The following is an 18522-nucleotide window of genomic DNA, read 5'->3' as shown; positions in this document are numbered from 1 at the left end:
CGACGTCATGGCGGCAATCATGATCGGCACCGGGCTGGCCGGCAAGGGCATTGCCGCCAACGGCTCAGATCGCGGGCGCTTCTTCGCCGGCAGCGGCGGTGACGCCTGGATCGCCGAGCGTATGTTCGCCACCACGGACAATGGCTGGAGCAAGACCGTCCAAAATCTCGATCTGCCCTATATCGACAGCGACTATCTGACATCGAGCCTCAAGAAGATGGACCTTGTCATGTCGGGCTCGGATGCCATCGAGCCGGTCGTGGAGCGCCCGATCGACGAGAACGACATCCTGGAAAGCAAGGTGCTGCGCGGCTACGCTCCGTCGACCGCCTATGAGCCGACGCTGAAGAAGCTCGACGAACTCAAATACGGCATTCTCGGCGACGCCGTGAAGGACGTGAACCGGAATTTCGTCGCGCCCGACAACATGGACCACCTCGACCAGCTGACGCCGGAACAGAAGGCGACGGTGCTCTACGATCTCATCGAGATCAAACAGCAGTTCAATGGCTATATGAACCAGTATGGCGACAGCGTGCCCGATGGCGAGCGCGTCGGCAAGGACCTCGATGCGCGGATCGAAAAGCTGACGGCCGATCCGGCGACGCAGCAGCATCTCTCGGATATCTTCGCGAGCGGCATGAAGGAATATCTGCAAAGCCCGGAGAATTCCGATCTGCTCACCAACATCGAAGACGCCTATCTGATCGATATCGGCGGCGGCAAGGCGATCGACCGGGCGCTGAGCGCCGGCAAGAGCTTCGAAGATGCCCTGAAGGATTATTATTCCGAACTCAACACGCTCGTCGATCTCCTGCCCCAGGATTATATCGACGCGCATCTCGACGCCGCGAACGTCACCTTCTCGAACATCGTCAAGGAACATTATATCGGCGACGGCCAGGGTGTCGATCTCGAGCCGCTGCTGTCGGGTCCGGATGACACATTTGTGCCCGGCGCAACGAATGACGCCATCAGCCAGTTGGCAAACACCTTCGCCGAGGATTTCATCAGCAAAAACGGCCCGGCAGATGGCGGCGAGACGCTGAAGCAGAACCTGGCGCAGGATATAGCGCGCGACGTCGACGGCGTTCTGCGCATGGTGCGCGGCGGTATGAAGCTCGACGACGCGCTTGCCTCCTTCAAGGATTCGCTCGACCTGCCGCGCCAGACCCGTACACCTGCCGGCATCGATGCCGAAGTGTACAAGGCCGGTCTGATGCACGCCGTGCAGATGCTGACGATGTCGAGCGTGCTGGTGGCGCACGGCCTCGGTGTCGGCGGCAAGTGGACGCCGGCCGATATCGCCGCTGCGGTCGGCTCGGCGACACAGATCGTCGGCATGACGATGGAGGGGCTCGGCAAGAACCTCGACGTTGCCGGCAAACCGTTCAGCGCCTTCGGCAATCAGCCTGGCAGCTGGGGCAAGGGGATCTCGATGAACTTCTCGCCGAAGACGATGGAAGCGGCAGGCAAGATCCTCGGCGCGGCCGGCGGCCTCGCCATGGCCGGCCTCGGCTTCTATTCGGCGTCGCGGTCGATGAAGGCCGGCGACCGCGCCAAGGGCGCGCTCGAAATAATCGGCGGCATTGCCGGTACCGGCAACGCGCTGATCGGTTTCTCCGAGGCGATGCTTTATCTGACCAATGCCATGTCCCGTGCCTTTTCCGGACTCGGAACGGTGGCGCCGGAAGTCGTGACCATCTTCAGCAGCGCCGCCAAAACCGGCCTTGCCGCGGCCGGACTGGTCACCGGCCTCGTTGCCTCGGCCGTCGGGCTGGCGCTTGGTCTGTGGGATATGGCCAATGGCGTGAAGAAGCTCGACAAAATGGAAAAGCAGCTGAACGAGAAGCTTGAACGCTACACCGGCGAGTCCGTGCATCTCGAATTTGGGCCAGACCCGTCATTCATCTGGTAGAGGCAGAGGGGCGGCAACGATGACCGCCACAGCCTGGGAAATACCCTGCGACCCCTCGGTAAAAATGTGATTTTTGATCTCCAGGCGCGAGGCCGCTGCATTTTATGCAACCGCGATGTCCGATCGGGCTTGAATTATCACGCAAAGGTCGATCTTATGCCTAACGTAAGGTAAACGACGTCATCCGCGAAAAGCGGAAAAAGAAAATCAAAGGGAACGCATGTCATCGATCGCACCAGCATCTTCGGATATCGATACGGTTTCATTTCTCCGGCTAAACGCCAATTCCGATCCAAAGTCCGAAAATTCCACGAGCCAGGGCAAAACCACGAGCACCACGGTCAAGAAGGCATCGCCTTTTGCCTCTGACGGGACCACGACGGCAGCCCTGACGATTTTCTCCTCTATATCGGCGCAGACGAGCAGTCCGAAGTTCGTTTCGCTGGCCGCCACGTCGAATGGCACGTCCCGCCCTACAGCGCCGATCCAGCCGGTCATCGATCTCCTGTTCAATTCCGATTTCATGAGCGAGATCAATCAGGGCTTCATGGAAGGGCTGAAGGACAAGGACAAATCCTTCGAGAGCATCGACGTCGTCAAAAACCCTCACAATTACACTGCCGAGCAGAAACTGATCATGTATCTCGATCTGCTTCAGACCAAGGCGACCTTCGGCCAATACAAGGACAGCCTCGGCGACAACCAGCGCGGCATCTACAACGACCAGGAGATCCTGAAGGATCTCGACAAGTCGATCGCCATCCTGGGCTCGGACCCCGACGTCAACTCGCTGATGACGGAGAAGGCGCTGAAGGCCTTCAAGCTGATCTTCTCCGGTTATCGCGTGGCGCCGGCCGATACGAACAAGGACGCTTCCGAGATCATCAACGACACGATAACGCGTGACGAGAAGATGAAGGACCTGCGTACGAAGGTCGAGGATGCCTTTGAGCGCGACATCGTCAATGGCGGCCTGCTGAATGACGGTCTCAAATCCGGCAAGGACGTCACCACCATTCTCAAGGAATATAATGCCGCCCTCGGCTTCTATTCCATGGTGCTTCCCGACGATTTCGTAAAGCAGCGCTCGGCGATTGCCGACAAGACCTATGCCGAATTCTTCGACAAGAACGTGCTGCCGACGATCTCCGATCCGACGACGGCGCTCGATGGCCTGATCCGCATGGGACTGGCCGGCAACAAGACCGAGCGGGAACTGAAGGGGCTCGGCTCCATCCTGCCGGTTGTGGATTTCGACCAGTCGCTCGGGCTCGGCGGGAGCCTGTTCCCCGATCTCAAGATCGACCTCGACGGTTTGAAAAAGGTTGCCGCTTCCGAATTCGGCAGCACCGTTCCCAACAATATCACCCACCTGTTCAACCCGACCATCCAGGCGATGGCCAACCAGTTTTACGGGTCAGACAGCCCCGAGGTGCGCGATCAGTTCAAGGCCGACGTCAAGGCGCTTCTCGGTCCGCTGCTCGACAAGGTAGGCGCCGGAGAAATCGGCATCGGCGATCTCGCCGGCAATCTGGAGCGCCTGACGTCGCGCCTGAGCGCACCCGGCGGCAAGGAGGTCTTGGGCTACCGCCATGCGGTGCAGACCGCGCTGGAAGGGCTCGTCATGGGCGCCAGCCTGGTCTCGAAGTTGCCGGCCAATGCCGAGTGGGACAAGAGCGTCTCGCCGCTGCCCTCCAGCAATCTCGCCAGCTATTCGTTCAACGACGTCATGGCGGCAATCATGATCGGCACCGGGCTGGCCGGCAAGGGCATTGCCGCCAACGGCTCAGACGGCGGGCGCTTCTTCGCCGGCAGCGGCGGCGACGCCTGGATCGCCGAGCGCATGTTCGCCACCAAGGACAATGGCTGGAGCAAGACCATCCAAAGTCTCGATCTGCCCTATATCGACAGCGAATATCTGACATCGAGCCTCAAGGACATGGGACTTTCCATGTCAGGCCTGATGAAGACGCTGATGCCCGGCACGGATGTGATCGATCCAATCATCGTCGACGGCAAGACCGCCGAAGAGGCGATCAAGAGGATCATCGCCCCGAGCCTCGACGCGCTGGCGGAAACCCTGTTCAAGGGCAATGCCGATGCCATGGCGCAATACAAGACCAATTTCACGACGATCTTCACCGCGCTTTGGGCGACGATGCGACCGGGCGGCAGCGTCGAAACGATCAAGGCCGACCTTGCCAAGCTGATCGACAAGACCGCGACGGCGGCGCCGGCAGGGGTCGATCCTGTCAAATACAAGGCGGCGCTCTCTTCCGGCGTGATGTCGGTGCTTACCGCATCCCGCTCCATCTATGCCGGCCTCAACATGACGAGCCCGACCTGGGACAGCATCGGCATCGTGGTTCTGCACGCCCTTGGCGCTCTCGCGCACATGGGCAGTGCGCTCGGCTCGGCGATCAAAGCCTCGAATTTTTCGCTGCTGGATGGGATCAGTTCACTCGTCGGCGTTTCCGACGAGCTGGCGCGGGCGCAGCGCAGCGTGCTCTCCGCCTTTTTCAAGAATACCGGGACGACGGTTGGCGCCGTTGCCGGCGTCGCTTGGCTGCCGGTGGAATATTACCAGTTCCTGCAGGGGCTCACCAGTGGCAAGGGCGATCCGGTCGATCTCATCTTCATGGGTATCGGAACCGCGGCGGACACGGTCGGCGCGATCGAGGGCATCGCAGGCGTTGCCAATATGCTGGTGAATTCCACCTTCCTCGGGCGCACGGGCGCAACGGTAGCGCTCGTCTCCGGCGGCTTCTCTCTCGCCTTCGCAATCGCCGGCGCGGTGTCCTGGGCGGCCTGGGCGGGCTTTGCCATCTACCAGAGCATCAAGCAGGAAAAAGCCTTCCACAAGCAGACCGACATGATGAACGACATGCTTAAGCGCACTGTCAACGACACGGTCGGCATCTACGCCAAAACAGGTCAGCGCGTCGGCGCCAAGGGCGGCGTCGCCCCCGCGCCCCGCGACCCGGAACAGCGCGAGCTGACCCCTGAGAACTGGGACGCGATCATCGCCGATATCGAGAAGCGCCGCGGTACGGCGGTGGGCTGATCCGGGACGCTTTCGCAACACCAAATATCTGGGTACTCACAGGCCCGGTTGGCGTAGAGGCGGTCGGGCCTGTGAATATTTGATAGCAATAAATTTAAGTATGAATTTCATGCGCAATCTGGATATCTGCTGCGCTTTATGGATAAAAACGTTCAATTTTAATATAAAGGTCGAGAAAGTTGTCAAAGCAATTGTAATTTCCGAAAATTAACCATCGGTTAAGTTTAAACAATTGACCGGCCGTTTTTTTATCCATATCAAATCATGCATTCATTTTGATAACTCCTTGATGGAAGTGCTCATATGGCCGTAGATGCAGTGAATTCCGACCTGAACCTGGCGCCTGCAAACCCTGTCTCGGTGGAGCTGACGACTGATAAGACAGATTCCAAGGACACCACCGGCAGCACGACGAAAAAGGTCGATCCGAACAGCGAGAGCGAGATACTCTCCGCTGCCGTGGACGCGTTTCTGCCAGGCATGATTTCCAACACCCTGATGCTGAACAATTCGCTTTTCAATTTCGCCAAGGAGGCGATCGACGAAGGCAGCGACGAGTAGCGTTCCCGTTCATCGTTTGCAGTTGACGTGTACCGAGTTGAGGAATTGCAATGAGCGGAGAAGAACTTACCGGCCGCGCCTTTACGCCGCCCGTTGATGGCGTATCGACAGGCAATGTGCTGAAGACCTCGGAGATCGTGGCGGAGCGGATCGGGCTGCAGCCGGCGGATTTCGCCGGCCTTCGGCCAACCGAACTCACCTCCATTCCCAACATCCAGGGCCGCAAGATCGCGCCTGAGTCCGACGCCGTCCCGCCCTCCTATTCACCGGAAGGCAATACCAGGCCCTCCAGCATTCTCGACCGGCTGTCGGCATTCTTCATGCCGGTGGCCGGGAACGGCCAGCCGGAGACGCCGCTGGTGCGATTTGCCGCGGACAAGGATCACAGCGGCCCGAAGATCGAAGACATCACGACATCGATCGACCGGCTGGAGAAATCACAGCAATTCGCGACCGGCACGACGCTGCTGTCGTCACTCACCCAGTCGGTGATGTCGTCGTCCAAACGGCTGACGCAGGGCCAGTGAATATCATGATCACATCGGCCCTTGCGAGATCACCGATCACTTCGCCCGCGCGCAAAGTCCTTCCGAAGGCCGCCATGCTCGCCCTCTGCCTGTTCCTCGCCGCCTGCAGCCAGGACGTGCTGACGGGACTCGATCAGCGCGATGCGCTGGATGCTCAGGTCCTGCTCGAACGCGCCGGCATCTCCGTCACCATGAAGAGCGAAAAGGGCGGGACCTATGCGATCGCCGCTGAATCAGCCGATCATGCCCGGGCGATCGAGTTGCTGGCGGGCGCCGGTCTGCCGCGTCAGTCGTTCGGAAATGTCGCCGAACTCTTTCCCGGCAACGGCTTCCTTGTGACGCCTTACGAACAAAAAGCCCGGATGAGCTACGCCATCGAGCAGCAGCTTGCCGAAACGCTTTCGGGGCTTGACGGCGTGGCGACGGCGCGCGTCCATGTGGTGCTGCCGGAGGAAAACGGCCGCGGGCTCATCAAGGAAAAGGCGAGGGCGGCGGCCGTGTTGCAATATCGCCCCGGCGCCAATCTCAACGAGATCGACATGAAAAGCCGGTCCGTTCTGGTCAACAGCATCCGTGATCTCTCTTACGAAGATGTCTCGGTGGTGGTCAGCCCCTGGTCGGAGGTCGGCGCGCCGGCGGCCCCGCCGGCAACGGCAGCATCGGCCCCGGCGGCAACCGTGACGCCGGCACCCGCCGCAGCGCCATTCTCGATGGTGCAAAGCGCTCTCTCGGCTTTCAAGGCCCCCAATCTGGCCGTGATCGGCGCAATTATCCTCGCCATCGGGGCATGCCTGCTGCTGCTGTTGCCGCAGCGGAAGGAGCGCTGAGCATGCGCACGCCGCGTTCGGACGGCGAGGCGATCTCGGATGCGGCGAGGATCCGCAGGGCAGCGCTGCTTTCCGCGGATATGCTGACGGCCGCCCGATGGGATGGGACCGCGCCGCTCCTTGCCGATGGGTCTACCCTGTCGCGGCGGCTGCACCGGCGGCTTTTCACGGAGATCGCAGAAGCCCATGGCGACCCCGCCACATTTGCCGACGGCGCCCGCCGCCTGATTTCCATGGACGCGGACGGACTCGCAAAGGCCGCGTTCCGGGCGGGCTTCGCCTATCATCTCGCAGCCTTCTGCCCCGCGGTCGATCGCCCGACCCTTGCGAGGCTCAGGGCCGCCTACGGCGAGGAAGCGGTCGCATTCGCCCTCGGCCACATCAATCTTTCCACGGCAACGCCGCCGCTTGATCTGTTGAGCGAGCAGGCAAGGCATGTCGTCGAGGCCGATGGCTGGTCGATGCTGACGCTTCTGGCAGACGAATATCGGATCTCTGCGGCATGGCGGTGGGCGGGCTGGCGCGACATGGCCGAAAACGGCTCGGCTTCCCTGTTGAAGAGCCCGGCGCTCGTTCTGGCGACGGCCGCCGTCGACGAGGTCGCCTCCACACAGGAAGGCGCCGGACGATGAGCTCGGGATTTGCACGCCACGACCGCATCATTCCGGCGGAAAACTTCGGCCAGATCAGGGAGGCGGCGCAAATTCTGGCGGCTGCCCGCCAGGACGCCGCCCAATCCCAGGCCACACTTGCAGCCGCCAGCGAGCAGGCCGCCCAAAACGGCTATCGCGACGGGTTCGAACAGGGCGTTCGTGATGCCGCCGCACGGCTTGCCGCCTCGCTCGGAAAAGCCGAACAGGAGATTGCCAATCTCGACAGCTGGGTCGAGGCGGTGGTTCTGAAATCGGTCGGATTGATCCTCGGATCAATGGAGGCCGACGAACGCACCAGGCGATTGGTCCGCCACGCCATATCCCAGACCGCAGAGGCCCAGGAGATCGCCCTCCATGTCGCCCCCGAGGATGCCGCCATGATCGCCCAGGCAATTGCGGATATCGATCATCGCATCACTATCGAAACGGATCCGCTGATGTCTGCCGGCGAGATCGTCCTGGAGACATCGGCGGGACGAAGCCAGATCGGCTTGAAAGACCAGCTCGCCACCGTGATCGAGGCCCTCGTCCATGGCTGACGCATTGCTTCGCATGGAGCGGACGCTCGAACAGACGGACGTGCGACGGCAGAGCGGCCGCGTGACGAGTGTTTCGGGCCTGCTGGTGCGGGCGCTCATCCCCTCGGTTCGGATCGGCGAGCTCTGCGAACTGCATGAGCCGGGCAGGGGCCGCATCGGCCTCGCCGATGTCGTCGGTATCGACGGCGAGACGGCACTTCTCTCGCTTCACGGCGAAACCCGCGGCATCTCCCAGCGCACGGAAATCGTCCCGACCGGCCGGGAGCCGGCGATCTCTGTCGGCAACTTCCTGCTCGGCGCGATCGTCGATGCGCACGGCAACGTCCTGCGTCCCTCCGCCAATCCGGCCGGCGAGGACGCGCGTTTCCTGCAGCCGCTCTACGGCCAGCCGGTCAACCCCTTGTCGCGCCGTCCCATCCGCCAGCCGTTCACCTCGGGAATTGCCGCCCTGGACGGATTGCTGACCTGCGGGCAGGGCCAGCGCATCGGTATTTTCGGCGCGCCTGGCGCCGGCAAGTCGACGCTGGTGTCCCAGATCGTCGCCAACAACAAGGCCGATGTGATCGTCTGCGCCCTGGTGGGCGAACGCGGACGCGAGGTCGGCGAATTCGTTGCCGGCAACATGCCGGAAGGCGTCCCCTCGAATGTGACGCTGGTTGTCGCCACATCCGACCGCCCGGCGCTGGAGCGGTTCAAGGCGGTGATGACGGCAACGGCGATCGCCGAATATTTTCGCGAGCAGGGAAAACACGTGCTGCTCGTCATCGACAGCGTCACCCGCATGGCCCGCGCCTTGCGCGAAGTGGGGCTTGCCGCCGGCGAACCGCCGGTGCGGCGCGGCTTTCCGCCTTCCGTATTCGCCGTCCTGCCGCAAATCTTCGAGCGTGCCGGCAACAGCGCAAACGGCATGATGACGGCTTTCTATACGGTGCTCGTCGAAGGCGAAGAGCAAGACGATCCGATTGCCGAAGAAACCAGATCGCTGCTGGACGGCCATATCGTGCTCTCCGACAAGATTGCCAAGGCAGGCAATTTTCCGGCGATCGATGTGCTGGCCAGCCGAAGCCGGACGATGAGCGCAGTGGTGAGCGAGAGCCATCGCCAGGCAGCCGACAGGCTGCGCGCCCTGCTTGCCCTCTATGACGAGGTGGAACTGCTGATCCGCGTCGGCGAATATCGCCAGGGGCGCGACGCAGCCGTCGACGAGGCCGTCGCCAAACACGGGCTCATCCAGCGCTTCCTGTTTGACGGCCAGGGCAAGCCGCAGCCGTTCGGCGCGATCGTCGAAGCGCTCGAGGAGCTTGTCCGATGAATATCGCCGCGCCCGCATGGCCCCGCTCATCGATGGCCGGGAGCTTCTTTTCCCGTTCCGGCACGACGATGCGCGCCGCCTGGCAAATTCCGGTCCGGGAGCAGACGCTTTCCGTTCGCCCGCTGTCCCCCGATATCGCAGCCGCGCGGATTGCCGATCCAGTCGGCATTCTCTGCCGCGTCGGCGAACGGGAGCAGACGCTGATTGCGTCGGCCGGCGCATTGTGGTTGCTGGCCGAAAGGCTTGAACCGCTGCTCCTCTGGGAAAAACTGTCACCGCACGAACAGGCGGCGGTGGTCGAACATCAGTTCGTCGAGGCCTTCGAGGAAATCGAGAACAAGATCGGCATCAGCCTGTCGCTGCTGCAGATCGGTGCAGAGCCGCAGCCGGATTTCAGCGGCAATTTCGGCTTCGAAATCGGCTGGAGCGGCATGAGCCTGCCCTTGAGCGGCCGTTTCGATGAAACCTTCCTTGCCGGCCTCGTCGGCTGGGCAAGCCGCCTACCGCGCCGCACGCTCAATGCCCTGACGACGGCGGTCAACATCCGGCGCGGTTATGCCGTGCTGTCGGTCGGTCAGATCAAATCCCTGCGATTGGGGGACGGCATCGTCATCGATGGGGGGGCAGCGGAGACCGTGGTCGCGATCACGGGTGAACGTTACCTCGCAACCTGCATGCGCTCGGACAAAGGCGCGGTCCTCACCGAGCCGCTCCTGTCGACGCCAACCGGACCAATGAGGCATTTCATGACGAATGACACCGTCGATCAGGAATTGCAGGGCGAGCCGCGTCCGTCGCCTGTCGATAGCATCCCGATCAAGCTGGTCTTCGATGCCGGACGGCTGGAGTTGCCGCTGCGCGCACTCGAGACGATCGGCGAGGGCTATGTGTTCAACCTCGACAGGCCATTGTCGGACGCCGTCGATATCATCGCCCAGGGCCGCATTATCGGACGGGGCGAAATCATTTCCGTGGATGGGTTGAGCGCCGTTCGCGTCACGGCGCTGCACGACTGATGGAACAGAGCTTTCCTCTTGCCCAGAGCCTCGCGGCAATGGCGGCGATCTCGATGCTGCCGGTCATTGCCGTGATCGCAACCTCCTTCACCAAGATTTCAGTCGTCCTGCTGATCGTGCGCAATGCGATCGGCATCCAGCAGACGCCGCCGAATCTCCTGGTCTTTGCGATTGCCATCGTGCTCTCGGCCTTCGTGATGAACCCGGTGCTGCAAAACAGCTGGCAATTGCTGCTCGCCCATAGCGGCGATTTCGGCACGGTCAGTGGCATGGCGGACGGCATGATCAAAGTGGCAGCGCCGCTGAAGGATTTCATGCTGAAATTTTCCGACGCCGAGGTGCGCGACTTTTTCGTGCAGGCGTCGCAGAAGATCTGGGCAAACGCGCCGGCAACCCCCATTGCCTCCGACGATATCACCGTGCTGACGCCGAGCTTCCTCGTTTCGGAACTGACGCGGGCCTTTGAAATCGGATTTCTGATCTATCTGCCCTTCCTGATGATCGACTTCGCCGTCTCCGCCATTCTGGTGGCGCTCGGCATGCAGATGATGTCCCCGACCGTGGTGTCGACACCGCTGAAGCTGCTGCTGTTCGTCTCGATCGACGGCTGGCGGCGATTGCTGGAAGGTCTGGTGCTGTCCTATGCGCAGTGAGCATCGCGCCTTGACGAAAGCCCCGGTTCGAGCGCCTGCCGCGCCCACGCGAAAGGCCTGCCGTCATGGGTGAAGACCAGGTCGCAGCCGAAATCGGCATGTCCGTCATGGCGACCTTCGCCTTGGCCGGCCCCATTCTAGGCCTGGCCGCGCTTCTCGGGCTGATCATCGCCATTTTCCAGGCGGCAACGCAAATCCAGGAGCAGACCATCGCGCAGATCGTCAAGATTTTCGTGATCTCCATCACCCTGCTGCTGTTCGGCCGGGTGCTGGCAACGCCGCTGATCGAACATTCCGTTCATATCCTGAACGACTTCCCGACCATGGTTCAGTGAGGCGGGGCGGATGGGGCCGGATCATCTTCCGCTCGTCGGCATCGAGGTCGCGGCACCGGCCGCGGCCATGCTCGGCGCCGCCCGCGCGCTCGGGATCCTGCTGATCTTCCCGATCTTCTCGCTGTTCAGCATCGTCGGCATTCTGCGTTTCGGCCTGGCAATCGGCCTTTCGGCGCCCTCCGTCGCCTTCGCCTATTCGGTGCTGGCTCTCGGAGATACGTCCTGGTTCGATCTGGCCGCCCTTTCGATGAAGGAACTTTGCTTCGGGGCGCTTATCGGCATGGGGCTCGGCATTCCCTTTTGGGCGGCCCAGGCGGCGGGTGATATGACCGATGTCTATCGCGGCGCCAATGCCGCCAATCTCTTCGACCAGATCAACGCGCTGGAAACCGCGCCGCTCGGTTCGCTGATGATGTCGATCGCCCTGGTGCTTTTCGTCAGCGCCGGCGGCATCATCGATCTGGTCGCGATTTTCTACAAGTCGTTCGAGTTCTGGCCGCTCTTCAAGCTCATGCCCGCCATGCCCGACGATCCGCTCGACATGATCCTCGGTGTATTCGGCCGGCTGTTCAAAGCGGCCGGATTGCTTGCCGCCCCGTTCATGATCGTCACCTGCGCGCTCGAATTGTCGCTGGCCTTCGTTGGCCGCTCGTCGAAACAATTCCCGCTGAACGATAGCCTGCCGGCCATCAAGAACTTCGCGGTCGTGGTCATTCTCGTCATCTACACGGCCTTTATCTCCAGCTATTTCCACGATCTCTGGATCGACGGATTCAACGAGGTGAAAGCCATGCTGGAGGTGACCCATGGCCAAAAATGACGATACCGAGGAAAAAACCCTGCCGCCGAGCCGGGTGAAGCTCGATCGGCTCCGGCGCGAGGGCCAGGTTCCCCGCTCGAAGGAAATCCCGGTTGCGATCTCCGTCCTTGCCATCGCCGTCTACGTCACCTGGGGCTTGCCTGCTATCCTCGAGGATTTCACCCGCAGTTTCGATAGCGGCCTGCAGTCCGCCGGACGGGCCGACCTCTCCGACGCCGTCACTGTCGGCTTGAGCGAAACCGGCGTGGCGCTGCTCGATCTCATCTGGCTGCCGCTTGCCACGGGTCTTGCCGCGACCATCCTGGTGTCGATCCTCGACGGGCAGGGGTTTCCCGTATCGTTCAAACATATGAGCTTCGATTTCACCCGGCTCAATCCGTTCGAGGGCATCAAGAGGCTTTTTTCGCTCGCGAGCATCGCCGAGTTCGTCAAGGGGCTCGTCAAGTTTGTCCTGCTCGCCACCGCCGGCGGCGGTGCGATCCTCTATTTCCTCAACAGCATCTTCTGGTCGCCTCTTTGCGGAGAAGCATGCACGCTCTCCGCGACAGCCCATCTCCTCGGCTCGATCCTCGTCATTGCCGCCGGCATCATGGTGGCCGCGGCGTTTTTCGATATCCGCATTTCGCGCGCGTTGTTCAGGCACGAACACCGCATGACCAAGACCGAGGCGCGGCGCGAATACAAGGATATCCAGGGCGACCCGAAGCTGAAATCGGCGCGCCGGCAAATCGGCGCGGAAATGCGCAGCAGCCCGCCGCGCAGGCAAGGACCAGGCCGGCAATGAAAAGCGGGAGCCTAAGCCGCCCGCTTGATCTTCGCTTTGCGGTTCCGGTGGTCGGGCGTCTCAGACGCCCGATTGGTTGTCACCTACACGCGTCCAGTTCTTCACATCGTCCAGCGTGATATCGGAGAGGAACGTCACGCTGGCAAGTGAGCTGTCGGTGCGGAAGACGTTGCTGCCGTGGGAGAACGCCCCGCCGTCGATGGTGACGTCGGCGTCGATCTGCTTGCCGCCGTTGGTGCGCACGAGCGTGGTAAAGCCGTCAGCGACGAAATCCTTCAGATAGAACCTCGTGTCGGCATTGATCTGGAAGATCTTGTCGGTCGCGCCCTTGGCGGAGCCACCGACAATAGTGACGTCGCCGGCGCTTTTTACCGTCAGCGCATCCTCGCCGACATTCTGCCAATTGACGTTTTCGAGCGTCGCGCCGCCATAGACGTGGATTCCGTCGGCGCCATTCTCGCCGAGATTGACATTCTTGAGCGTCGCGCCGTTCTTGAGAATGAACAGCGGCGATTGGGTTTCGGACTGGCCGCCATCGCCGAGCTTGGACGAGGCCGTATAGGTCGCGCCCTTGCCGTCGAACACGCCGCCATCCACGACGATCGGCTCGTTGACGACGATGACGCTGCCCTCTTTCGAGAGGTCGGGTTTTTCCGTCGTGGTCTGCAAAGTCGTGGCCTGTTTCTCGTCGGATGGATCCACCTTCTTGGAGTGGGATTGCCAGTTGATGTGCTTGCGCAGCAGATCCTTGGGGTCGGAATCCATGCCGTTTTCCGACGTTTCCCGCGACTTCGGCACATAGGAGGTCAGCGTCGGCGGGTTGCCGGAGAAATCTTCGAAGGGCGAGACCTTGCGGGTTCGGATGGCGGTGAAATCCGTGTCGGCCCTATTGCTGCCGCCAAGGCAATCGGACTCAAGGTCGAAACGGGAGGTTCTGTCGAAGTCTATGGGCCTTTGTCCATCTACGCCACACATTGCATTCATCCCCAGTTGGTCTCGTCTACTTCACTTGCTCTATCAGCCCGGCCTTTGTTTGGAGCCGGCAGCGTTCCGGATTTGCCCGATCTCTCCGATGGTTTCGATCGTTATATCCCTGTCGATCTCCTCCGCCGCCAGCACCGGAATGCGGCAGTTGTGGTGGATCATCAGCGTCTGGGTGAGCAGGCGCCACTCGCCCGGCACGATGATGATGGGATCGTATCCCCGCTCGTTGGCGTCCTCGAGAGCCTGCCTGGCTTTCTCGGCCAGCAGGCGCAGCCTTTCGGCTATCTCGATCTTCTCGGTCGCTCCAGCGGCGTCATAGGAGCGGATGAAGTGGTCCCATTCGGCGGGAAGCACCAGCGCCGGCAGCAATCCGCGCCGGTCGAGAAGCCCGAAGGCGATCTGCTTGACCAGCGCGGCGCGCGCCATTTCGGCCAGGGCATCCGGCGCGTGATCGGTGCCGGCGTGCAGCATCACTTCCAGCAGTCCGCGCGGCTGGGAAAGCGTCACGCCGGAATCCAGCAGGCGTCTGACGACCGCGACCGTCAGCATCAGCGGCACCTGGGTGGCGACGTCGATCGCCAGTTTGCCGAGACGCGGTTCGAGGCTGCCCAGCCATTGTGCCGCGTCGTCGACGCTGAACAGGGCGCCGATATGGCGGCGGACGATGCGCACGATGTCGTCGGCAATCTGTTCGGCCGTCCGTTCGGGACCGCAGCTGACGAGACCGGCGGGCACGTTTTCGACCTGAAGGTGGATCAGATCCTCGGCCATGCGGGGATCGGCGTTGAACGTCGGCACCGTCACGGAGACGCCGACGGCGCGCGCCGCCATGCGGATCCGCCCGTCCAGCATTTCGCCGAGTCGCATCGCCTCAAGCCGCGCCAGCGTTTCCACCGCGACGGTGGCGATGACGGGATCGCCATATTTCGTCCTGTCGAGCGGATAGGAATTGGCGCTTTCCACGGCATTTGCCGATCCGGCCGCGGCTGGGCCGGCGCGCCGGCGATGCACCATGAAGGCAAGGCCCGCCAGACACAGGCCGATCGCGCCGAGCACGCCTGTGGGAAATCCCGGCACGAAGCCCGCGCAGATCGTCAGCGCCGCCGCAATCGCCAATGCACGGGGCTCCCGGAAGAGTTCGCGGCCGATATCGCTGCCGAGACTGCCGTTGCCGTCATCGGACACGCGGGTCACGACGATACCGGCCGAGACTGCCATCAGAATGGACGGAATCTGCGACACCAGACCGTCGCCGATCGACAGCAGCGTATAGAGATGGGCGGCCTCGGCGAAGCTCAGGCCCTTCTGGAAGATACCGATCGCCAGGCCGCCGATGAGATTGACGGCGACGATCACCAATCCTGCGACCGCATCGCCCTTGACGAAGCGCATCGCGCCGTCCATCGCCCCGAAGAACTGGCTCTCCTGTTCGAGGCGCGACCGGCGCTTCTGCGCGGCTTCCGTGGTGATATGGCCGTTACGCAGGTCGCTGTCGATGGCGAGCTGCTTGCCGGGCATGGCGTCGAGCGTGAAACGCGCGCCGACCTCGGCGATGCGCTCGGCGCCCTTCGTCACCACGATGAACTGCACCAGCGCCACGATCAGGAAAATGATCAGCCCGACGACGACATTTCCCGCAACGACGAAATCGCCGAAGGCCATGATGATCTCGCCGGCATCGGCGTCCGCCAGCACGAGCCGGGTCGAGGAAATCGTCAAGGCCAGGCGGAACAGCGTGCCGATCAGAATGACCGCGGGAAAGGTCGAGATTTCAAGCACGCTCTTCAGATAGGTCGTGGTGATCAGCACCACGAAAGCGAAGGAGAGATTGAAAGCGATCAGCACGTCCAGAACGATTGTCGGAAGCGGCAGCACCAGCATCGTCACGACGGAGGCGAAAAACACCGCAAGCAGCATATCGGTGCGTTGCGCAAGCATGGCGATGGCGGATGACCTTACCTTCATGATCCGGCTTCCGACGCCATCGCCTATTCTTGTTCGCTGCTGGAAATTTCGGCGAGCTTCGGCTCGGCACTGCCGGCGGGGGCGAAATTGACCGTATCGTCCTCACTGTCGCGGGAAACGGTCATCTGGTCTTTGCCGATCTCCTTGATCCGCCAGCCGCTCGAAACGACATCGCCTTCCTCGTAGCGGCGGCCGTCGGAGCCGATGATGAATCTGACGGGCGTATAGCCGGCGGCGGCGACGAAGCCGTCGAGACCGGAAGAGAGGGCGGTGAGATCGACGATGGAAACGGAACCGCGCCGGCTCATCGAGGCGATGATGCTGCGCAGCTTGGCCTTGTCGGGCAGGCAGAGAGGGCGCGATCCTTCGCCGATGCGAATCTCGTCGGCGGTGGCGACGATGCTCAGATCTTGGGGAAGCTGAGCCATACGAATGACCTGGCGGATTTCGGCAGCAATTGCCGCCGATGACGGCGCCGGTTCCGGCGCGGCGGAAACCCTGACGAGCGGGGCTTCGTGAGCCGGCGCATCGCTGTTGTAAAGCCCGGCCAGCAAAAGCAACGCCGCCAGCCCGAGAAGGCCGGCAGCCGCAATCCGGCGTGGCGCGAACCGCACGCGCCCGGCGCCGAGACCTTCGAGTTCGCAGGCCGTGCCGTCGAAGGAGATGGTCTGCCTCTTCGTAAGGGTCATCGTCCGATCGCGTGGGATGGAACGACCGTTGATCACGACGTCATCCCGCAGCGCGGTCAACGACACCGTGTCGGAGCCGCGGGAGCGCTGCAAACTGATGGCAAAGGCGGGTTCTGGTTTGGCGCCGAGGATGATCAGGTCGCAATCGGCGCTGCCGCCGACCACCTGCCGCTCCGCCGTCAGCGGCAGATTGGAGCTGCGCCCGGCACGCGTGATGCGCAAGACCGGTCCGCCGCTGCCTGACGCAGCGTTGCCGGCGTTACCTCTGAATGTCGGCGAAGAGGAATCTAGATCCATAACCATCTTGTTCCCGAACCGTCCGTCGAGCGGCTTTTATTGTCTTCGAGAGCGGGGAAGCGAGACGGGCGAACCCGTCTCGCCATTGTTTCAATCAGCCTGGGCCGATCTTCTTGATGGCGTTTGCGACGCCGTTGATCTTGGTGATTTCGGTTGCAACCTTCAGGCTCTGCTCGGTCGCTTCGTTCTGGGCCGACTTGAAGGCGGAAATCGCCGAGCCGATGCCCGCATCAAGTGTCGAAGTACTAGCCATGTCTTGAACTCCTTGCATGGTTTTGGCGGCCAGAGCCTTGCAGAATTCAAGATCGAATTCAATAGCTTATGTTAAAAAGTTATTAATTCGCGATATGTACAACAAATGCGCGAAATGGATATCCGTCCTGTTCCCAGCGGACCGATGATCTGCAACAGTAGATCAGATAATTATTAATAGATTGGATTTCGCAGCCCTGCCTTCATTCGTTCATTAGTTGTCGGGCGATATCCGGATCGTGAGGTAAACTCAGATGTTTGCGCGTTTTGTTTACATGGCCGCTATCGGACTGCTGGCCTCCTTTCCTCCACCGGCCGGCGCCAGCGAGCGGGAGGTGCGCCTGGATGTCGTCTCCCTGCCGCTTGGCGATGTCGTCCAGACGCTGTCCTTCATGTCCGGCATCCCGGTCACGACAGTCGGGACGCTGAGCGGCAAGGTCGAGCACTGGTCCGTCCGGGAAAGCGGAGCCAAGGCCTTTGTCAAGCTTGGCGATGCCAGCAATCTCTTCGTCGCCTATGACGGCAGCCGCATCATCATCGCGCCGAAGCAGGAGGTCTCCACCGTTGTCCTCGATCGCGGCGGCCGCAGCTGGAAGACCGAGCAAAACGCCATTCGCGCGCTGTTCCCGCTGCTGCCGGACGATGCGCTGCGTGAAGATCCCGCCAGCGGCTTGGTGCTGGTGCGCGGGCCCGCCGTCTTCACCAAGGCCGTCGAAGACGTGCTGAGCCGGCAGCAAGCCGACAGCATCAAGGTCATCAAGGGCGGCCAGCTGGAAATCCTGACGACGAACAACGGTGCCTGAGCGGCTGATATGAAGGCGTTGAAATCTCTCAGGCAGTTGCTGCAGATCCGCAGCCTGCGGGCGGACAATCTTTCCCGCAGCCTCTCCGAGGCGCGGGCGGATGCCGAAAGCGCGCGGGAGCGGGAAACGAAAGCCTCCGAAGCGCTCGACATCGCGGCAAGCCGGGCCGCCGGCAATCCTGTCGTCGACGTATTGCGCAAGAGTGGTGTCATCGCCGCCGCCGAGCTTCAGGACGCGCTGATGCGACAATCCGTATTGCGCAGCCATGAAGCCGATGCCGGCCTATCGCTTGCGCAACACAAAGCCGCCCGGCGCGCCGCGCAAGAGCGGGCAGAACACGTCGCCGCCGATTTTTCGCGAGCACAGAAGGCGGTATTGCGCGTCGAATTTTCGCTTGAAGCAGCGGAGAAAATCGACCGGTAGGGAGCTAAGAACCAGCAGATGAACCAACCGGCTTCTGTTCTTCCATCTCTTCATCGACAATCGAGCTGACGAGGGCAACGACCCGGCTGCGCACACGCGG

General features: G+C 61.9%; 20 protein-coding genes and 1 pseudogene. 15 read left to right on the top strand and 6 right to left on the bottom strand.

The genetic code is table 11. The annotated features are described in order from the left end of the window. The coding region (locus ATY29_RS27070; protein ID WP_097537437.1) for a hypothetical protein at nucleotides 1-1918 on the top strand (1918 nt) is incomplete at its 5' end. A gap of 207 nt (nucleotides 1919-2125) precedes the next feature. Here the strand turns inward: ATY29_RS27070 and ATY29_RS37900 are convergent. Next, nucleotides 2126-2416, bottom strand: coding sequence for a hypothetical protein (locus ATY29_RS37900; RefSeq protein ID WP_004672580.1), 291 nt, complete (start codon nucleotides 2414-2416; stop codon nucleotides 2126-2128). Between the two features lie 25 nt (nucleotides 2417-2441). Here ATY29_RS37900 and ATY29_RS27065 point away from each other — a divergent pair, with 25 nt between their 5' ends. The 12 genes from ATY29_RS27065 (at nucleotide 2442) to ATY29_RS27010 (ending at nucleotide 13009) form a co-directional block, all read left to right on the top strand. Then, nucleotides 2442-4982, top strand: a complete 2541-nt coding sequence (locus ATY29_RS27065; protein ID WP_004672581.1) for a hypothetical protein — start codon at nucleotides 2442-2444, stop codon at nucleotides 4980-4982. A 303-nt stretch (nucleotides 4983-5285) separates the two neighbouring features. Next, nucleotides 5286-5543, top strand: coding sequence for a hypothetical protein (locus tag ATY29_RS27060; RefSeq protein WP_004672582.1), 258 nt, complete (start codon nucleotides 5286-5288; stop codon nucleotides 5541-5543). Nucleotides 5544-5593: 50 nt separating this feature from the next. Then, nucleotides 5594-6070: a hypothetical protein gene (locus tag ATY29_RS27055; protein ID WP_004672583.1), complete on the top strand. Its 477-nt coding sequence runs from the start codon at nucleotides 5594-5596 to the stop codon at nucleotides 6068-6070. Beyond that, nucleotides 6067-6897, top strand: a complete 831-nt coding sequence (gene sctJ / locus ATY29_RS27050; RefSeq protein ID WP_008534240.1) for a type III secretion system inner membrane ring lipoprotein SctJ — start codon at nucleotides 6067-6069, stop codon at nucleotides 6895-6897. The genes ATY29_RS27055 and sctJ overlap by 4 nt, the downstream gene beginning before the upstream one ends. Before the next feature lie 2 nt (nucleotides 6898-6899). Further along, complete coding sequence (locus ATY29_RS27045) at nucleotides 6900-7529, top strand: hypothetical protein (RefSeq protein WP_008534242.1); 630 nt, start codon at nucleotides 6900-6902, stop codon at nucleotides 7527-7529. After that, nucleotides 7526-8089: a type III secretion system stator protein SctL gene (sctL, locus tag ATY29_RS27040; RefSeq protein ID WP_004672586.1), complete on the top strand. Its 564-nt coding sequence runs from the start codon at nucleotides 7526-7528 to the stop codon at nucleotides 8087-8089. Before ATY29_RS27045 ends, sctL begins: the two co-directional genes overlap by 4 nt. Continuing rightward, nucleotides 8082-9401 (top strand): FliI/YscN family ATPase, encoded by a 1320-nt coding sequence (locus ATY29_RS27035; protein ID WP_029875511.1) that lies wholly within the window; start codon nucleotides 8082-8084, stop codon nucleotides 9399-9401. The genes sctL and ATY29_RS27035 overlap by 8 nt, the downstream gene beginning before the upstream one ends. Then, nucleotides 9398-10417, top strand: a complete 1020-nt coding sequence (locus ATY29_RS27030) for a FliM/FliN family flagellar motor switch protein (RefSeq protein ID WP_008534260.1) — start codon at nucleotides 9398-9400, stop codon at nucleotides 10415-10417. The genes ATY29_RS27035 and ATY29_RS27030 overlap by 4 nt, the downstream gene beginning before the upstream one ends. Beyond that, nucleotides 10417-11070, top strand: a complete 654-nt coding sequence (gene sctR / locus ATY29_RS27025) for a type III secretion system export apparatus subunit SctR (RefSeq protein ID WP_008534263.1) — start codon at nucleotides 10417-10419, stop codon at nucleotides 11068-11070. The genes ATY29_RS27030 and sctR overlap by 1 nt, the downstream gene beginning before the upstream one ends. Before the next feature lie 65 nt (nucleotides 11071-11135). Next, a complete protein-coding gene (locus ATY29_RS27020) occupies nucleotides 11136-11405 on the top strand; it encodes a flagellar biosynthetic protein FliQ (protein WP_004672590.1) in 270 nt (89 codons plus the stop codon). A 10-nt stretch (nucleotides 11406-11415) separates the two neighbouring features. Next, on the top strand, nucleotides 11416-12225 hold the full coding sequence (locus ATY29_RS27015) for an EscT/YscT/HrcT family type III secretion system export apparatus protein (protein ID WP_008534267.1): 810 nt from the start codon (nucleotides 11416-11418) through the stop codon (nucleotides 12223-12225). Beyond that, complete coding sequence (locus ATY29_RS27010; protein WP_064823763.1) at nucleotides 12212-13009, top strand: EscU/YscU/HrcU family type III secretion system export apparatus switch protein; 798 nt, start codon at nucleotides 12212-12214, stop codon at nucleotides 13007-13009. The genes ATY29_RS27015 and ATY29_RS27010 overlap by 14 nt, the downstream gene beginning before the upstream one ends. Before the next feature lie 60 nt (nucleotides 13010-13069). Here the strand turns inward: ATY29_RS27010 and ATY29_RS27005 are convergent, their stop codons facing one another. From ATY29_RS27005 to ATY29_RS37035, 4 genes are all read right to left on the bottom strand, one after another. Next, nucleotides 13070-13984 carry a pectate lyase gene (locus ATY29_RS27005; RefSeq protein WP_008534276.1) on the bottom strand — a complete coding sequence of 305 codons (915 nt, stop codon included), beginning with the start codon at nucleotides 13982-13984 and terminating at the stop codon, nucleotides 13070-13072. Between the two features lie 42 nt (nucleotides 13985-14026). After that, nucleotides 14027-15958, bottom strand: a complete 1932-nt coding sequence (locus ATY29_RS27000; RefSeq protein WP_008534277.1) for a flagellar biosynthesis protein FlhA — start codon at nucleotides 15956-15958, stop codon at nucleotides 14027-14029. A gap of 23 nt (nucleotides 15959-15981) precedes the next feature. Then, nucleotides 15982-16869: a SctD/MshK family protein gene (locus ATY29_RS26995; RefSeq protein ID WP_225882925.1), complete on the bottom strand. Its 888-nt coding sequence runs from the start codon at nucleotides 16867-16869 to the stop codon at nucleotides 15982-15984. Nucleotides 16870-17038: 169 nt separating this feature from the next. Beyond that, nucleotides 17039-17197 (bottom strand): hypothetical protein, encoded by a 159-nt coding sequence (locus ATY29_RS37035; RefSeq protein WP_004672595.1) that lies wholly within the window; start codon nucleotides 17195-17197, stop codon nucleotides 17039-17041. A 253-nt stretch (nucleotides 17198-17450) separates the two neighbouring features. On the opposite strand from ATY29_RS37035, the gene ATY29_RS26990 reads away from it, so the two are divergent. Next, nucleotides 17451-17999, top strand: a complete 549-nt coding sequence (locus ATY29_RS26990) for a hypothetical protein (protein ID WP_008534289.1) — start codon at nucleotides 17451-17453, stop codon at nucleotides 17997-17999. 9 nt (nucleotides 18000-18008) lie between these two features. Continuing rightward, entirely contained in the window at nucleotides 18009-18422 is a 414-nt protein-coding gene (locus ATY29_RS26985; RefSeq protein ID WP_008534291.1) for a hypothetical protein, read from the top strand. Between the two features lie 4 nt (nucleotides 18423-18426). On the opposite strand, the pseudogene ATY29_RS37895 reads toward ATY29_RS26985, so the two are convergent. Continuing rightward, a pseudogene (locus tag ATY29_RS37895) lies at nucleotides 18427-18522 on the bottom strand (helix-turn-helix domain-containing protein); the annotation flags it as partial.

Origin of the sequence: Rhizobium hidalgonense (assembly GCF_002914525.1) — a bacterium.
Taxonomy (GTDB): domain Bacteria; phylum Pseudomonadota; class Alphaproteobacteria; order Rhizobiales; family Rhizobiaceae; genus Rhizobium; species Rhizobium hidalgonense.
This window is presented reverse-complemented; position numbering and strand designations above follow the sequence as displayed.

Bases quoted from the DNA above. Each gene is read 5' to 3' on its own strand.
- ATY29_RS37900 (WP_004672580.1), bottom strand. From the start codon at position 2,416: ATGACCGGCTGGATCGGCGCTGTAGGGCGGGACGTGCCATTCGACGTG.
- ATY29_RS27065 (WP_004672581.1), top strand. From the start codon at position 2,442: ATGAGCGAGATCAATCAGGGCTTCATGGAAGGGCTGAAGGACAAGGAC.
- ATY29_RS27060 (WP_004672582.1), top strand. From the start codon at position 5,286: ATGGCCGTAGATGCAGTGAATTCCGACCTGAACCTGGCGCCTGCAAAC.
- ATY29_RS27055 (WP_004672583.1), top strand. From the start codon at position 5,594: ATGAGCGGAGAAGAACTTACCGGCCGCGCCTTTACGCCGCCCGTTGAT.
- ATY29_RS27045 (WP_008534242.1), top strand. From the start codon at position 6,900: ATGCGCACGCCGCGTTCGGACGGCGAGGCGATCTCGGATGCGGCGAGG.
- sctL (WP_004672586.1), top strand. From the start codon at position 7,526: ATGAGCTCGGGATTTGCACGCCACGACCGCATCATTCCGGCGGAAAAC.
- ATY29_RS27035 (WP_029875511.1), top strand. From the start codon at position 8,082: ATGGCTGACGCATTGCTTCGCATGGAGCGGACGCTCGAACAGACGGAC.
- ATY29_RS27030 (WP_008534260.1), top strand. From the start codon at position 9,398: ATGAATATCGCCGCGCCCGCATGGCCCCGCTCATCGATGGCCGGGAGC.
- sctR (WP_008534263.1), top strand. From the start codon at position 10,417: ATGGAACAGAGCTTTCCTCTTGCCCAGAGCCTCGCGGCAATGGCGGCG.
- ATY29_RS27020 (WP_004672590.1), top strand. From the start codon at position 11,136: ATGGGTGAAGACCAGGTCGCAGCCGAAATCGGCATGTCCGTCATGGCG.
- ATY29_RS27015 (WP_008534267.1), top strand. From the start codon at position 11,416: ATGGGGCCGGATCATCTTCCGCTCGTCGGCATCGAGGTCGCGGCACCG.
- ATY29_RS27010 (WP_064823763.1), top strand. From the start codon at position 12,212: ATGGCCAAAAATGACGATACCGAGGAAAAAACCCTGCCGCCGAGCCGG.
- ATY29_RS27005 (WP_008534276.1), bottom strand. From the start codon at position 13,984: ATGTGTGGCGTAGATGGACAAAGGCCCATAGACTTCGACAGAACCTCC.
- ATY29_RS27000 (WP_008534277.1), bottom strand. From the start codon at position 15,958: ATGAAGGTAAGGTCATCCGCCATCGCCATGCTTGCGCAACGCACCGAT.
- ATY29_RS37035 (WP_004672595.1), bottom strand. From the start codon at position 17,197: ATGGCTAGTACTTCGACACTTGATGCGGGCATCGGCTCGGCGATTTCC.
- ATY29_RS26990 (WP_008534289.1), top strand. From the start codon at position 17,451: ATGTTTGCGCGTTTTGTTTACATGGCCGCTATCGGACTGCTGGCCTCC.
- ATY29_RS26985 (WP_008534291.1), top strand. From the start codon at position 18,009: ATGAAGGCGTTGAAATCTCTCAGGCAGTTGCTGCAGATCCGCAGCCTG.